Raw genomic sequence first — 13809 nt, 5'->3', positions numbered from 1 at the left:
CAGTACGCTTCTCATGACTACCAGGCGCGGCTGCGCACCTACAAGATGAAAGGCAGTATGAGCCGCAAAGGGAACTGCTACGATAATGCGTGTATTGAATCGTTCCACAGTGTGCTTAAGAAAGAACTTGTCTACTTGGAGAAGTTCAAAACACGCAAGCAAGCCAAGAAACGCATTTTTGAATATATTACCTGCTTCTACAATGGAAAACGAATCCATTCCGCGATTGGGTATTCTACGCCCAATGAGTGCGAACGTATGTACCGATCTGCCGCATAATTTTCTCGATTCTTTGTGTCTACTCTATTGACAGAGGTACAGTAGTTTCCTGGACTCCTCATTCCTGAGTGAGAGGGATAACCTGGAAAATAGGGACGAGAGCAAGTTCTTCTTTCTGATCGATTTGGATATGGTTGAGACGATGAGTATCCTTCCTGCCTGAGCGAAGGGGATAGTGGTGTAAAGGTGTAAGAGGATACTCCTTTCTGAACGAAAGGGATAGTAGTGTAAGAAGGAATAGGAAGGCACCTCTCATCTGATCAAGGGGGATAATGGTGTAAGAAGGAGTATGCAAACACTTCCCATCTGAACGAAAGAGATAATGGTGTAAGAAAGCGTAAGAAGGCTCCCCCTATCTGAACAAAAGGGATAATGGTGCAAAGAGTGGCAAGGTGAGAGGGGAGCGCGTGAGAAAAAGAGAAAAGAGTGAAGTTAGTTCGAGTGGAAAAGTGGCGGAAGGAGGAGATAGATGGTCATTTTCTTCTTTCTGAGCGAAAGGGATAATCGTGTGAAGAGGGGGAGGAAGGTACAGCAAGGCAAGAGGGGCAAGGGATGAGGGAGACGTGAGAAATGACGCCGTGGGGCAAAATAAGTCTAAAAAGGTAACCTTTTGACGCTGTGACTCGTTATTTGAGTCGTAGGGCTCATTTGTAGTTAGGCCGGGTTTCTTTTAAAGTAAAGGTACGGGGTTTTTAGATCAAGAAAAGAGGATGTTCATGCTGAGCAAACTGAAAAAAATCGATTACTCCATCGTCGTGATCCTGTTGCTGCTCATGGCCATCAGTATTGCGGTGTTGTACAGCGCTACGTCAAACACCCAATATCATGGCTATCACATTCGCATGCTTGCTTATTATGCGCTGGGGTTTGTTGCCTTTTTTGGAGTTTCGATTGTCGACTATCGGCTGCTTGTGAAATATGCGCCTTACTTGTACCTGTTTGGCTTCGGGCTGTTGATCGTCGTTATGTTTATTGGTAATACCTACTATAACGCAACCGGTTGGTTGACGATCCCGGTCATTAATCAGAGCTTTCAGCCGGCGGAGTTTTTTAAGCTGCTGCTGGTTCTTTTTCTCGGGTTTTTGTTGCTGCGCAAGCGCAAGCTTCGTCTGTCCTTTTGGCGGGACGTTGTACCGATCTGCTTGCTTACTTTTATCCCGTTTGTTGCGGTTATGGCCCAAAACGACTTGGGGAATGCACTCAGCTATGTCGTGATTTTGGCGGGCATGTTATGGATTGGGAATATTAAATATTGGCATGCGCTGATTGCGCTTGTGATTTTTGCCGGCTCGGTGATCGGTGGTATCACGGCGTACAAAGCGTACCATGATCAAGTGTACAACTTCTTCGTCGAAATCGGCCGGGAACACTGGATTAACCGGATTGATCCTTGGCTCATGCCGGAGAAAGCGTCTGAGGACGCCTCCTACCACACTCGAAACGCCAAGTTAGCCATTGCCTCCGGGGGCATGACCGGGGAAGGGTACATGAAAGGGGAGACGGTGCAGTCGGAACGGGTACCGCTCACCTACTCGGATTCGATCTTTGTGGTGATCGCTGAGGAGTTTGGTTTTATCGGGAGCTCGGCGTTGCTGCTGTTGTATTTTGTACTGATTCACCGGCTCATTCTGATCTCGCTTGAGACCCGCGAAACCAGCGGGCCGTACTTAATCGTGGGGATTGTGGCGATGCTGTTGTATCAGATTTTTGAAAATATCGGCATGTTCATTGGTCTCATGCCTTTGACAGGGATTACTTTGCCCTTCATCAGCTATGGCGGTACCTCGCTGCTGATTAATATGGCGAGCATCGGCGTGGCGATGAGCATCCGGATCTACGGGCAAGAGAAGGAAGAAGAGAAGCCCCCTGTGGCTTCGTCGGCACCTACGTCGCGTTATGCCTTGCTCAGATCTAAACGCCAGTCGGAAAATCGGGGATAACATTTTTACTAGATTCCTAGGTTTAGAAGTCTCTTAACCGGACATACTGATAGACATCAGCGGCTGAAATACCGGTTTGGTTAGGAGCAAGGAATCATGGGTAGACGTTCATTTTCCCGTAAGAAAATCGCACTTATCTTTTTTTCGATTGTTATGTTGATGATGTCCTGGGAAGGACAAATGGTTGATACAGCCGCGGCGGCGGGGTCGCAAGCGGTGATTTCTCAGATTCCGCAGGAATCGATTCGGCTGCGCATTCTTGCAAATTCGGATGGAGCTGCGGATCAACTCGTCAAACGTCGTGTTCGCGATGCTGTCGTTGAGCAAATGAACGGCTGGGTTGCACAGCTGGAGAATCCGCAGAGTCTGGAGGAAGCGCGCCAGGTGATCCGCGAGCATCTGCCGGCTATCGAGGAGCAAGTTGGTCAAACGCTTAAGCAATATGGCAAAAACTACGACTATCAAGTTGAGCTCGGCACCGTGCCGTTTCCGACCAAAATGTACGGCGGTGCCGTTTATCCAGCGGGCGACTACGAAGCGCTGCGCGTGACGCTGGGCGAGGGGAAAGGGAAAAATTGGTGGTGTGTGTTGTTTCCGCCGCTTTGCTTCATCGACGCCGGGAGCGGGGACGCGTTGGCTAAGGACGCGGGGGCGGTAACCACTGCAACAGCAAAGGCCTCGGCTGCCGGGGCTGCGGGAGATGCCGTTCAGGTTGAACCGGAGGAGACGGAAGTGCGTTTCTTCCTGTGGGATATGCTGGTGAAGCTCTGGAACTGGATTGTTAGTCTATTTGCTTAATGATTTATATATTGAGAACTGTTTAACCGTTCGGGGATGCCGGGCGGTTTTTTTGCGGCTATGCGCATGGCTGGGTTCGGGTATAATAGTAGAATATATTATTGAACAGTTTGGGATGAACGAGAATGAGCCGACAGGAATCTATGAAACCAAATCAAGCGGAACACAGCGGGGATCTTCCTGCTTTAAAAGAAGTGGCCCCCAAAACGACACGTTGGTGGCATGTCCAGCCTGGAACTGGAGCTGGGGCTGGAGTGCCGGATGATGTGGATGCGGAGGAAGCGGCGGCGCTGAAAGAAGCCGCCGCTGTACTAGCCTCCGGCGGGACGGTGGCGTTCCCGACGGAGACGGTGTATGGGCTTGGCGCGGATGCGCGGAAAACGGCGGCGGTGGAGGCGATTTTTGCCGCTAAGGGCCGCCCGTCCGATAATCCGCTCATCGTGCACATCGCCGACGTGAGCCAGCTGGACGGACTCGTCACGGAAGTGAACGAGACGGCACAGCGGCTCATGGAGGCGTTTTGGCCCGGGCCGCTTACGCTGGTGCTGCCCGTGGCCGAAGGCGCCGTCTCGCCGCGCGTGACGGCGGGGTTGTCCACCGTGGGCGTGCGCATGCCCGCCCACGACGTGGCGCTGCGGCTGATCGCCGCAGCGGGGTGCCCGGTGGCGGCGCCTAGCGCCAACCGGTCGGGCCGTCCGAGCCCCACGCTGGCGAGCCACGTGGGCGAGGACTTGTCCGGCCGCATTGACGGCATCGTCGACGGCGGGCCCACCGGGGTGGGCCTGGAGTCGACGGTCGTGGAAGCCGGCCGGGACGGGGTTGTCACCGTGCTCCGCCCTGGCGGGATCACGGTGGAGCAGCTCGCCCGCGTGGCTGGCGCGGGCGTGCGGCTGGACGCCGCCCTGCAGCCGAAGGCGAAGGCGGGCGGCGAAGCGGCCCCTGGCCCGGCGGCTGCGCCTCGCGCGCCGGGCATGAAGTACACGCACTATGCGCCGCAGGGCGTGTTGCATATTGTGCGCGGGTCCGCCGATCGGGTGGCGGACCGCATCCAGGCCGAGCTCGCGGCGGCCGCGGCGCGCGGGGAGAAGACGGGCGTGCTCGCCTTCGACGAGCGCCTCCCGTCCTACCGCGCCGACTGTGCGCTCTCGCTCGGCCGCGAGGACGAGCTGGAGACGGCGGCGCACCGTCTCTACGCTGCGCTCCGCCGCTTCGACGATTGCGGCGTCACGTACATTCTCGCCGAAGCCTGCCCCGAAGACGGGCTCGGCTCGGCGGTGATGAACCGGCTGCTGAAAGCTGCCGGTCACCGGGTGATTGAGGCCGGCGGAGATTCGGAAGAGGGCAGGGGGTGAGGTCATGATCCGCATCGGCCTGGCCGGCTGGGGCGATCATGACGATTTATACCCTGCCCGAACGCCGGCCAAAGACAAGCTCGCTTGGTACGCGAAGTTTTTTAACGTGGTCGAGGTGGACAGTTCGTTTTATGCTGTGCTGGGCGAGGAGGTCTATCGCCGCTGGTTGGCGGAGACGCCGTCCGATTTCACGTTTATTATCAAAGCGTACCAAGGGATGACTGGACATAGCCGAGGGAAAACGCCCTTTGGCGGTCCCGGAGAGATGTTCCAGGCCTATCTCGATTCGATTCACCCGGTGGTGGAGTCGGGCCGGCTCAAAGCTGTAATGTTCCAATTTCCACCTTGGTTCGATTGCACGGCGGAGCATGTCCGGCAGCTGCGCGCAATCCGTAAATGGATGGGCAACTTGCCGCTGGCGTTGGAGTTTCGCCATCAAAGCTGGTTCACGCCCGCTAACCGAGAACGCACGTTGGAGTTCATGCGGCAGGAGGGCTGGATCCATATCGTTTGCGATGAGCCCCAGATCGGTCAAGGCTCCGTACCCACGGTGCTGGAGCCCACTGACCCTGAGTTAACGATCGTTCGCATGCATGGACGAAATGCTGCGGGTTGGAGTCAAGCCAGCGCGCCCAATTGGCGGGAGATTCGCACGTTGTACCGTTACTCGCTGGAGGAGTTGCAGGAGTGGGTTGACATGCTGAACCAGCTGCTCAGCAAAGGGACCCAGGAAATCTGTATGATCTTTAACAACAATTCCGGCGGGGATGCAGCATCTAACGCTTTGGATATGATGGGCCTGCTGGGTCAATCGCCACGGGAGCTTCCACCGCATCAGATTGATTTGTTCGGCGGTTGGGAGGATTAGTGGAATGAACGTTTCGCCTGCTGAACTAAAGGGAAGCTTAAGGTGTCTTGGTACTGTGTAGGCACGTGCGACGATGGTTGCCGCTTTTAGCGGTAAAAAGTGACGTTATTATTAGAGGTAAGGTTATGTTTTGAGTAAATAGCGGTAAATCATGGTGTTATTTTTACGGATTTCGGGATTACAGGCGTCTAAAGGGCAATTTAGCGGTACAAAATACCGTTATTTGTCCAACTTTCCCCATGTGTTGAGAATATAACGCCGTCTTTTACCGCTAATTTCACATTGCTGGGGGAGTTCCACTATTGTTGGTGGGAGTTCCTCCATTGATCGGAGATCCTCTGCTGTTGGGAGCTCGCCGTTAATGGTGGGGCTCACTTGATAGGAATGCACAAAGAAGGCTGCGTGAAGTCATGAACCGGGACCTGTCCGCATATGGTTGTACAAAAGACGGACAAAGGGGACTTACGGTTATGGCAGAGGCTTATGAGCGGCTGGGAGAGCTGGTGACGATCCTGCTGATGGCGATTGCGCTGGGCATGGATGCTTTATCGCTGGGTGTCGGCATCGGCATGAAGGGAGTCCGGCGGAAAGATGCGTTCCGCATCGGGACGATGGTGGCTCTCTTTCACGTGTTAATGCCTCTGTTGGGAATTGCAGCGGGACAGTATGTCGGTGCGCTGCTGGGAAGCTTGGCACGGTATGTGGCAGGCGGACTTCTATTCCTGCTTGGGACGCATATGATCGTCAGCTCGATCAAAGGCAGCGGCGTACAGTCCATCAACCATCGGACTTGGTTAGGTGCGCTGCTATTTTCGTTAAGCGTCAGCATCGATTCGTTTTCCGTCGGGGTGTCGCTGGGCATGTTTCATGGAGACTGGCTCCTGACGGTGCTGGCCTTTGGATTTTTTGGCGGGATCATGTCCTTGTTTGGACTGGCGATGGGACGAGGCATGGGGCGTTCGCTGGGCGATTACGGGGAGGCGGCTGGCGGAGCAATCTTGCTGGCGTTTGGACTATTGTTTATCTTTTGAAACCGAGGCCTTTCGTGATAAAATAAGGTCCAAACGCGGGTAAGCTTTCCCGCTGAATATGGAGGTGAAAGGGCATGCGCATCTTGTTTGTATGTACCGGAAATACCTGCCGCAGCCCGATGGCCGAAGGGATGCTGCGCAAGCTGGCGCGGGACCGGGGGCTGGACGTGGAAGTCCGCTCGGCTGGCGTAGCCGCCATGAAAGGGGCCTCCATTTCCCGTCATGCGGAAGCGGTGTTGCGGGACCGGGGGATTAAAGAGACTTTCGAATCTACCCCTCTTTATGCCGAACTGGCGGAGTGGGCTGATCTGATTCTGACACTGACGCAAGGGCATAAGCGCCAGGTGATCCATTCATTTCCGGAGACAGCCGATAAAATATTTACATTAAAAGAATACGTTGAAGAAGACGCCTCCATATTAGCTACCTTGGAGGAGTTCCGACGCCTTGCGGCGGATCGGGAGCTGGCGCGAGCGCTGGGGAAGGAGTGGCCTGCGGAGCAGCAGCGGCGACTGGATGAGCTGCATCTTCGGCTGCCCGCGTTCGATATTTCCGATCCGTTTGGCGGTTCGCGAGCAGACTACGACCGAACGGCGGCGGAGATCAGCGCAGCGCTGGAGAAGCTGATCGCCAAGCTGGAGCGCGGCGAGGGGCATTAAACCAGTTGCATTTGCTGCGCGGATGCTTTATTCTAATAGCAGAAGTTTTAGCTCCGATGTAACTGGCGACAAGAGTGGATCAAACCACGATGGAGCATCGGAGAATACGGCCGGTCGCCTGGGCAAAGAGCACGACGCACGTCAGTTGCGTTATGCTCTTTTTTTGTTGGTTGGGTTTGAACGAAGCGGACGGACATCCGTTTGCGGTTCGCCTTTCTCTGATATAATAAGGACAGTCTTTGTGACATGTTGTTTGGTTTGCGGAGAAAGGAGCTGGCATCACATGGAACAGGAAGAGCTCGGTACCCTGCGGGCACAGGTAGCAACAATTGCAGAGGAAGTAGCCGTTGCAGCTCATCTGGGTCCGGGGAAGCTGCTGGTCATCGGGGCCAGCACGAGTGAAGTGGCGGGCAAACGAATTGGCACGAGCGGAGCTGAGGACATCGCGGCTGAGCTGTGGGCGGGAATTGAACAGGTTCGGGCCAAATACGGCTTTGACGTCGCCTTTCAATGCTGCGAGCACTTAAATCGTGCGCTGGTGGTTGAACGGGCGGTGCTGGAGCGATTTTCCTTGACGGAAGTTGCTGCGGTTCCCGTGCCGAAGGCAGGCGGTTCGATGGCCGCTGCAGCCTATCGGCGTTTGTCGGACCCGTGCCTGGCCGAGACGCTTGAAGCCCATGCCGGGATCGATATCGGCGAAACGCTGATCGGCATGCATTTGCGGCGGGTGGCGGTGCCTTTTCGTCCTTCACTGCGCCTGGTTGGGCAAGCACGCGTTACAGCAGCGACGACCCGTCCGAAGCTGATCGGCGGGGAACGAGCCGTTTATACGCTGCCGCCGGATTCGGATTCCACGCTTTGCGATTAAGTATAGATTAGATTCTAAGGAGGACAACGGAAGATGGAAAATTTGAGAAAGCAAGATCCAGCGGTACTGGAGGCTATGAATCTGGAGCTCAAGCGTCAGCGTAACAACATTGAGCTGATCGCTTCCGAGAACATCGTCAGTGAGGCGGTTATGGAAGCGATGGGATCCGTGCTCACAAACAAATACGCTGAAGGTTATCCAGGCAAACGGTATTACGGCGGCTGCGAACGCGTAGACATCGTGGAAAATATCGCCCGCGATCGGGCCAAGGAATTGTTTGGCGCTGACCACGCCAACGTTCAACCGCATTCCGGAGCACAAGCGAACCTTGCGGTTTACCTGGCTGCCCTCAAAACTGGCGACACCGTGTTGGGGATGAACCTGGCGCATGGCGGTCACTTGACCCACGGCAGCCCGGTCAACGCTTCCGGTTTGTACTATAATTTCGTGGCTTATGGGGTACAAGAAGATACGTTCTTGATCGATTACGATGAAGTGCGCAAAGCCGCTTTTAAGCATCGTCCACGTCTGATCGTGGCTGGAGCGAGCGCATATCCGCGGATCATCGATTTCGAGAAGCTGGCTTCGATCGCCAACGACGTAGGTGCGTTGTTTATGGTCGACATGGCGCATATTGCCGGTCTTGTGGCTGCGGGCTTGCATCCAAACCCGGTTCCACATGCTCATTTTGTGACGACCACCACCCACAAGACGCTGCGCGGACCACGCGGCGGGATGATTCTGTGCAAGCAGCCTTGGGCAGCCGCGATTGACAAAGCGGTATTCCCTGGTACGCAAGGCGGCCCGCTGATGCACGTGATTGCTTCGAAAGCAGTGGCCTTGGGCGAAGCGCTTCAGCCTTCTTTTAAAACTTATGCCCAAAATGTAGTGAAGAACGCTAAAGTCCTGGCGGAAACGCTGATGTCCGAAGGCCTTAACATCGTATCCGGCGGCACAGATAACCACCTGATGCTGGTGGATACGCGCAACCTGAACATCACAGGGAAAGACGCCGAGCATGTTCTGGATTCGATCGGGATCACGGTGAACAAAAATGCGATTCCGTTCGACCCAACCAGCCCATTCATCACCAGCGGTATCCGCATCGGTACGCCGGCGGCGACTTCCCGCGGCATGGATGAGGAAGCGATGAAGGAAATTGGGCAGATCATCGCTACTGTGCTGAAATCGCCGAAGGACGAAGCGGTGTTGGATAAAGCGCGTAAACAGGTGTCGGCATTAACGGATCGGTACCCGCTGTATCCAAATCTTCAATATTAATTTGAATTTATCTAGAGCAAAACCGGGAGCACTTCGCTCCCGGTTATTTGGCGTTTCATGAATTTTTCCTCATCTTGGACGAAGCTTAACCGTTTTCCCTCCAAGCCTCCATATTTAATTCATTGTTAAGTGCCGCAGCAGCCATGGCTCCAGAAGAAGCTGCTGCAATCGCTTGATGGCGCATCGTAATTGCGTCTCCAGCGCTAAATACCCCTGGCACGGTAGTTCTTCCGAATTCATCGACGACAATCGTTCCCGCTTCGGTCATCTCACATCCTAAGGCTTCAGGGAGGTCCGATCCGATCTTTAGATCCGGTCTAAAAAAAATCCCCCTGCATGCAATGGCTGTACCGTCCTCGAGAACAACCTGCTGCACGATCCCTTCTTCCGATTCAATGGAACGGATGGGAGTGTCATATAGAGGGACTCCATGGCGTCGTAAATCCTCGCGATCCGCTTCGGTCAATCCGTCGGGACCATTCGTGCACAAGGTAAAGCGATCCGTCCAGCCGGAAATCAGCGGGATGAAGTGCATGGCATCTGCTCCGGTTGATATGATTACCCAAGGCTCGTTGCGTAGTTCCCAGCCGTCGCAATAAGGGCAAACGAAGGCGCTTTTTCCATAAACCTCAGCCAGCCCCGGAATATTCAAGGGACGATCCTTCATGCCAACGGCAAACAGCAACTTCTTACTGTGAAGGGTTGCGCCTCGGGAGGTCGTGATTTGAAAATTGCCATTCGAGCCGGTAACGAGATGGGCTATATCTTCCATAAAAGTGATGCCAGGATAACGTGAGATTTGTTCCTTGGCTAACCGCCGCAGTTCCCCGGGGGGAATTCCGTCGCGCGTCAGGAATCCGTGGGCCTCACGGGTCACCGCGTTGCGGGGGCGTCCTTCATCGAGGACCACTGCGTGTTTTCGGGCCCTTCCCAGCATCAGGGCGGCACTCAGGCCGGCAGGGCCGCCGCCGATAATGACAGCATCAAGCATACTTTAATACACCTCCATGGATCTATTATATCCATAATTAAAATACAAGAAGCGTTAAATCACTTCTTGTGGACGGGGAACCTCCCAGCTGCGACTGCCGCATCCACCACCGTCTGTATCGTATGCTCCTGTAGGTATTGATTGAGCTGACGTTCAGCACCGTCCATGACCTGTTTAACGAGACAGACGTTCCGGTTAGGATTCAGGTTGGATTGTCCGCGTTCCTCCTGATCTTGTTCAGCAAGCAACTGATGCTGTTGGGATGATATGTTGGAACATTCGAACAGGTGCTGGCGGCCTTCGATTGCCTGTATTACTTCAAGAAACGTTATTTGATCTGCAGGCTTCGCCAGTTCATAGCCGCCGTTTACACCTGGAACAGCCCGGACGATGCCGTCTTGCCGCAACTTGGACATAATTTTAGAAAGATAGCTCTCCGAAACGCCAAGCGCAGCGGACAATGGTTTGATTCCAATGTTCTGGCCACGATCCACGCTTGCCAAGTGAATGAGAGCATGCAGCGCATAATCGGTACTTTTGGAATACTGAATGGCAGTTCCTCTCCTCTGTTAATTATGGACTTAATATATCCATAATAACGAGGGCTTTTCCACATTGTCAAGACGATCTGCGAGAGAGTGCGGTGTTTTTCGGCCCCGACGGATCTTTTAAAGGATGAGTGACGTTTTTATGACGGCTTTCTGACAAGTTGGCGTGAGGGTGAAAATGCCATCTTGGAGTGATATAATAGACAAGATTTGTGGACGTTCGAAGAATGGGAACGAACAAGCAAGTAAAGACTTAGCAATAAAACCGGAGGGAAGAACGAAATATGAGAAAACTGGTGGTATGTGATCACCCTTTGATTCAACACAAACTGACTTTTATCCGCGACATGCGCACGAACACTAAGGATTTTCGTGAACTGGTAGATGAAGTAGCGACGTTGATGGCTTATGAAATTACGCGGGACATTCCGCTCGAGTCAATCAAAGTGCAGACGCCGGTTGCTGAGGCCGAGTCGAAGGTCATCTCTGGGCGGATGCTGGGGCTGATTCCGATTCTCCGCGCCGGGCTGGGCATGCTGGACGGAGTGTTGAAGCTGCTTCCTGCGGCGAAGGTGGGACATGTCGGCTTGTTCCGTGATCCGGATACGCTGCAGCCAGTTGAGTATTACATCAAGCTTCCTACGGATGTTCAGGAGCGTGAGCTGATCGTGATCGACCCGATGCTGGCTACTGGGGGATCCGCTATTGCGGCGATTACCGCGTTGAAGAATCGCGGCTGCACGCAGATCAAAATGATGAACCTGATTGCCGCGCCGGAAGGGGTCAAAGCCGTTCACGACGTGCACCCGGATGTAGACATTTATGTTGCGGCATTGGACAGCCATCTGAATGAGCATGGCTATATCATTCCAGGCTTGGGCGACGCCGGTGATCGGTTGTACGGCACGAAGTAAGCCAAACGCCTGAATCAAGCCTCCAAGGTCTTGTGAAGTTAGGGGAAAGGCGTAGGGACGAGAGACTGCTTTACGGTGAATCATACCGTTAGTTTTCGATCCATTTGCGAATTGAAGCGAAATAACAGTAAATGCTACCTTTAATTTGGTCGATCTTAGTGAAAAATCCGGGTTACGCCCAAATTAACGGTAGCTTTTACAGCTAATTGAGGCAATTACGCCAGATACCCGAAATTAACGGTATCTTTTACAGTTCATTGCTGCCGCATACCAAACGACAACAACTTATTTTGATTACCTCTATATGGAAGGAATTGAGTAGGGTGAGCAAGATTAAAGTAATGACGATCTTCGGCGTTCGACCCGAAGCGATTAAAATGGCGCCGCTGATTCTGGAGCTGCAGAAGCATCCCGACAAAATCGAATCGGTGGTGTGTGTAACGGCCCAGCACCGTGAAATGCTTGATCAGGTGCTGGACGTCTTTAAGATCGTTCCGGACTATGATCTGGACGTCATGAAGCCCAACCAGACGCTGAACGAAATTACGATTCGTGTGCTGCAAGGATTGGAGGGCGTCCTGAAGGAGGCCAAACCCGACATTGTGCTTGTGCACGGTGATACGTTAACGACTTTCTTGGCAAGTTATGCTGCTTTCCTGCAACAGATCAAGGTGGGGCATGTCGAGGCCGGATTGCGGACGTGGAACAAGCTCTCCCCTTATCCAGAAGAGATGAACCGGCAGTTGACCGGCGTTTTAGCTGATCTTCATTTTGCTCCGACGGAATGGTCAGCTGGAAATTTACGTAAGGAAAATAAACCGGAGTCAGCTATATATGTCACAGGCAACACGGTAACGGATGTGTTTCAATATACAGTACAGCCGAATTACACGAATTCTGTGCTGGACTGGGCCGCTGGAAAGCGGCTTATTCTCATGACGGCGCACCGCCGCGAGTCGCAAGGCGAACCGCATCTGAATATCTTCCGCGCCGTAAGAAGAATTGCCGATGAGTTTGAGGATGTAGCCATCGTGTACCCGGTTCACCCAAGCCCTGCGGTCAGGGAGCCGGCTTATGCAACGTTGGGCGATCATCCCCGTATTAAACTTATTGATCCATTAGATGTGGTGGATCTGCACAACTTCTACCCTCATACGCATTTGATACTTACGGATTCGGGCGGTTTGCAGGAAGAGGCACCATCCTTTGGTGTTCCGGTGCTAGTGCTTCGTGATACGACGGAGCGGCCCGAAGGGATCGAAGCGGGGACGCTGGAGTTAGTCGGCACAAATGAGGAGATGGTTTATGAACGGACAAAGGCGTTGCTTAGCGATCAAAAGCTATACGAATCGATGAGCCGGGCAGCGAATCCGTACGGTGATGGACAAGCATCTCAAAGAATTGTCAATGCGATTTGTCACCATTTTGGATTTTTAAAGGATCGTCCGGAGGAATTTCACAGAAAGTTCACAAACTAGCGAAAATTTGTTTTGATCGCGAGCCCAAAAAAGTATACAGTATTACTGTACGCTGTATGCGTTTTATTCAGGATTGCAAGGGCAAATTTAGCATTTCATGGCTTTAAATCACTAAAAAACCTCAATTGACAATAACTCTTCACAATTAGTAAAATAAATTGGGATTATTAGGGTGATTTGAGATGAAAGACCCGATTAAACCTGATAAAAACAACAACAGCGTATGGAAGGCTGTCGCTGTGGTAACCGCTTTAGGAACGAACTTTGCCGTGTGCGCTGTGGGAGGTTACTTCCTTGGCGCCTGGTTGGATAAGCTGTGGTTCAAGAATGGACTGGGCATTGGCCTTGGGGTTCTGATCGGCATTGCAGCGGGTATTGTCGGCATTGTCGCTCTAATTAAGTCGGTTGTGGGAGGAAAAGATGGATGAGCTCTCGAAATACAACCGCGCTCTAACAGCCGGAACCCTAGGTTTCTTGGCCCTGTGTTTTCTGGGAGGCGCTTTATTGCCGCAGTATCAAAGCATTATGCTCGGCATCGCGCTCGGCTCAGCGGTCAGCTGGATTAACGCGGTTTACTTAGGTCGCAAAGTCCGGCAAGTGCTAGATGCCGCGGTTAACGGTGGTTCGAAGCGGTTGAACATGGGGTTTCTAACCCGTGCAGCACTGGCGGTTCTAGCGGTTTTTGCCGCAATGAAATATCCGCAGTATTTTAACGTGTATGCGGTTGCCGGCAGTCTGGTTTTTGCGCAATTTTTTCTTCTTTTTATAGGTATTCGTTTTTCTCGTAAGCCTTAAAGCTTGA

General features: G+C 53.2%; 15 protein-coding genes and 1 riboswitch. Of the genes, 13 read left to right on the top strand and 2 right to left on the bottom strand.

What is annotated here, in order from left to right; genetic code table 11:
• The 9 genes from M891_RS0105975 to glyA form a co-directional block, all read left to right on the top strand.
• Positions 1 to 279 (top strand): IS3 family transposase (locus M891_RS0105975; protein WP_028538180.1); only part of this gene is annotated, 279 nt, incomplete at its 5' end.
• Between the two features lie 716 nt (positions 280 to 995).
• Positions 996 to 2219 (top strand): FtsW/RodA/SpoVE family cell cycle protein, encoded by a 1224-nt coding sequence (locus M891_RS0105965; RefSeq protein ID WP_028538179.1) that lies wholly within the window; start codon positions 996 to 998, stop codon positions 2217 to 2219.
• Positions 2220 to 2315: 96 nt separating this feature from the next.
• The gene (spoIIR, locus tag M891_RS0105960) at positions 2316 to 3017 is read left to right on the top strand and encodes a stage II sporulation protein R (RefSeq protein WP_028538178.1); all 702 of its coding nucleotides are present in this window, start codon (positions 2316 to 2318) and stop codon (positions 3015 to 3017) included.
• Positions 3018 to 3271: 254 nt separating this feature from the next.
• Complete coding sequence (locus tag M891_RS0105955; RefSeq protein WP_028538177.1) at positions 3272 to 4369, top strand: L-threonylcarbamoyladenylate synthase; 1098 nt, start codon at positions 3272 to 3274, stop codon at positions 4367 to 4369.
• Positions 4370 to 4373: 4 nt separating this feature from the next.
• Positions 4374 to 5237, top strand: a complete 864-nt coding sequence (locus tag M891_RS0105950; RefSeq protein ID WP_028538176.1) for a DUF72 domain-containing protein — start codon at positions 4374 to 4376, stop codon at positions 5235 to 5237.
• 470 nt (positions 5238 to 5707) lie between these two features.
• Positions 5708 to 6268: a manganese efflux pump MntP gene (locus tag M891_RS0105945; RefSeq protein ID WP_028538175.1), complete on the top strand. Its 561-nt coding sequence runs from the start codon at positions 5708 to 5710 to the stop codon at positions 6266 to 6268.
• A 74-nt stretch (positions 6269 to 6342) separates the two neighbouring features.
• On the top strand, positions 6343 to 6927 hold the full coding sequence (locus M891_RS0105940; RefSeq protein WP_016314175.1) for a low molecular weight protein arginine phosphatase: 585 nt from the start codon (positions 6343 to 6345) through the stop codon (positions 6925 to 6927).
• 48 nt (positions 6928 to 6975) lie between these two features.
• Positions 6976 to 7058: riboswitch (ZMP/ZTP riboswitch) on the top strand.
• A 152-nt stretch (positions 7059 to 7210) separates the two neighbouring features.
• Positions 7211 to 7795: a TIGR01440 family protein gene (locus M891_RS0105935; RefSeq protein ID WP_016314174.1), complete on the top strand. Its 585-nt coding sequence runs from the start codon at positions 7211 to 7213 to the stop codon at positions 7793 to 7795.
• Positions 7796 to 7828: 33 nt separating this feature from the next.
• A complete protein-coding gene (glyA, locus tag M891_RS0105930; RefSeq protein WP_028538174.1) occupies positions 7829 to 9076 on the top strand; it encodes a serine hydroxymethyltransferase in 1248 nt (415 codons plus the stop codon).
• 85 nt (positions 9077 to 9161) lie between these two features.
• On the opposite strand, the gene M891_RS0105925 is transcribed toward glyA, so the two are convergent.
• Together M891_RS0105925 and M891_RS0105920 are read right to left on the bottom strand one after the other, a co-directional pair.
• Positions 9162 to 10067 carry an NAD(P)/FAD-dependent oxidoreductase gene (locus M891_RS0105925; RefSeq protein WP_028538173.1) on the bottom strand — a complete coding sequence of 302 codons (906 nt, stop codon included), beginning with the start codon at positions 10065 to 10067 and terminating at the stop codon, positions 9162 to 9164.
• 59 nt (positions 10068 to 10126) lie between these two features.
• The gene (locus M891_RS0105920; protein ID WP_028538172.1) at positions 10127 to 10618 is read right to left on the bottom strand and encodes an RrF2 family transcriptional regulator; all 492 of its coding nucleotides are present in this window, start codon (positions 10616 to 10618) and stop codon (positions 10127 to 10129) included.
• Positions 10619 to 10899: 281 nt separating this feature from the next.
• On the opposite strand from M891_RS0105920, the gene upp reads away from it, so the two are divergent.
• From upp to M891_RS0105900, 4 genes are all read left to right on the top strand, one after another.
• Positions 10900 to 11529: a uracil phosphoribosyltransferase gene (upp, locus tag M891_RS0105915; protein ID WP_009223734.1), complete on the top strand. Its 630-nt coding sequence runs from the start codon at positions 10900 to 10902 to the stop codon at positions 11527 to 11529.
• Between the two features lie 323 nt (positions 11530 to 11852).
• Positions 11853 to 13007, top strand: coding sequence for a non-hydrolyzing UDP-N-acetylglucosamine 2-epimerase (gene wecB / locus M891_RS0105910; protein ID WP_028538171.1), 1155 nt, complete (start codon positions 11853 to 11855; stop codon positions 13005 to 13007).
• Between the two features lie 182 nt (positions 13008 to 13189).
• Positions 13190 to 13435, top strand: coding sequence for an AtpZ/AtpI family protein (locus M891_RS0105905; protein ID WP_009223736.1), 246 nt, complete (start codon positions 13190 to 13192; stop codon positions 13433 to 13435).
• Complete coding sequence (locus tag M891_RS0105900) at positions 13428 to 13802, top strand: ATP synthase subunit I (RefSeq protein ID WP_009223737.1); 375 nt, start codon at positions 13428 to 13430, stop codon at positions 13800 to 13802. The genes M891_RS0105905 and M891_RS0105900 overlap by 8 nt, the downstream gene beginning before the upstream one ends.
• The last annotated feature ends 7 nt before the right edge of the window (positions 13803 to 13809 follow it).

Origin of the sequence: Paenibacillus sp. J14 (assembly GCF_000518465.1) — a bacterium.
In the GTDB taxonomy this organism is placed as follows: Bacteria; Bacillota; Bacilli; order Paenibacillales; family Paenibacillaceae; genus Fontibacillus; species Fontibacillus barengoltzii.
This window is presented reverse-complemented; position numbering and strand designations above follow the sequence as displayed.

Coding starts and splice junctions, on each gene's coding strand:
- M891_RS0105965 (WP_028538179.1), top strand. CDS start 996: ATGCTGAGCAAACTGAAAAAAATCGATTACTCCATCGTCGTGATCCTG.
- spoIIR (WP_028538178.1), top strand. CDS start 2,316: ATGGGTAGACGTTCATTTTCCCGTAAGAAAATCGCACTTATCTTTTTT.
- M891_RS0105950 (WP_028538176.1), top strand. CDS start 4,374: ATGATCCGCATCGGCCTGGCCGGCTGGGGCGATCATGACGATTTATAC.
- M891_RS0105945 (WP_028538175.1), top strand. CDS start 5,708: ATGGCAGAGGCTTATGAGCGGCTGGGAGAGCTGGTGACGATCCTGCTG.
- M891_RS0105940 (WP_016314175.1), top strand. CDS start 6,343: ATGCGCATCTTGTTTGTATGTACCGGAAATACCTGCCGCAGCCCGATG.
- M891_RS0105935 (WP_016314174.1), top strand. CDS start 7,211: ATGGAACAGGAAGAGCTCGGTACCCTGCGGGCACAGGTAGCAACAATT.
- glyA (WP_028538174.1), top strand. CDS start 7,829: ATGGAAAATTTGAGAAAGCAAGATCCAGCGGTACTGGAGGCTATGAAT.
- M891_RS0105925 (WP_028538173.1), bottom strand. CDS start 10,067: ATGCTTGATGCTGTCATTATCGGCGGCGGCCCTGCCGGCCTGAGTGCC.
- upp (WP_009223734.1), top strand. CDS start 10,900: ATGAGAAAACTGGTGGTATGTGATCACCCTTTGATTCAACACAAACTG.
- M891_RS0105905 (WP_009223736.1), top strand. CDS start 13,190: ATGAAAGACCCGATTAAACCTGATAAAAACAACAACAGCGTATGGAAG.
- M891_RS0105900 (WP_009223737.1), top strand. CDS start 13,428: ATGGATGAGCTCTCGAAATACAACCGCGCTCTAACAGCCGGAACCCTA.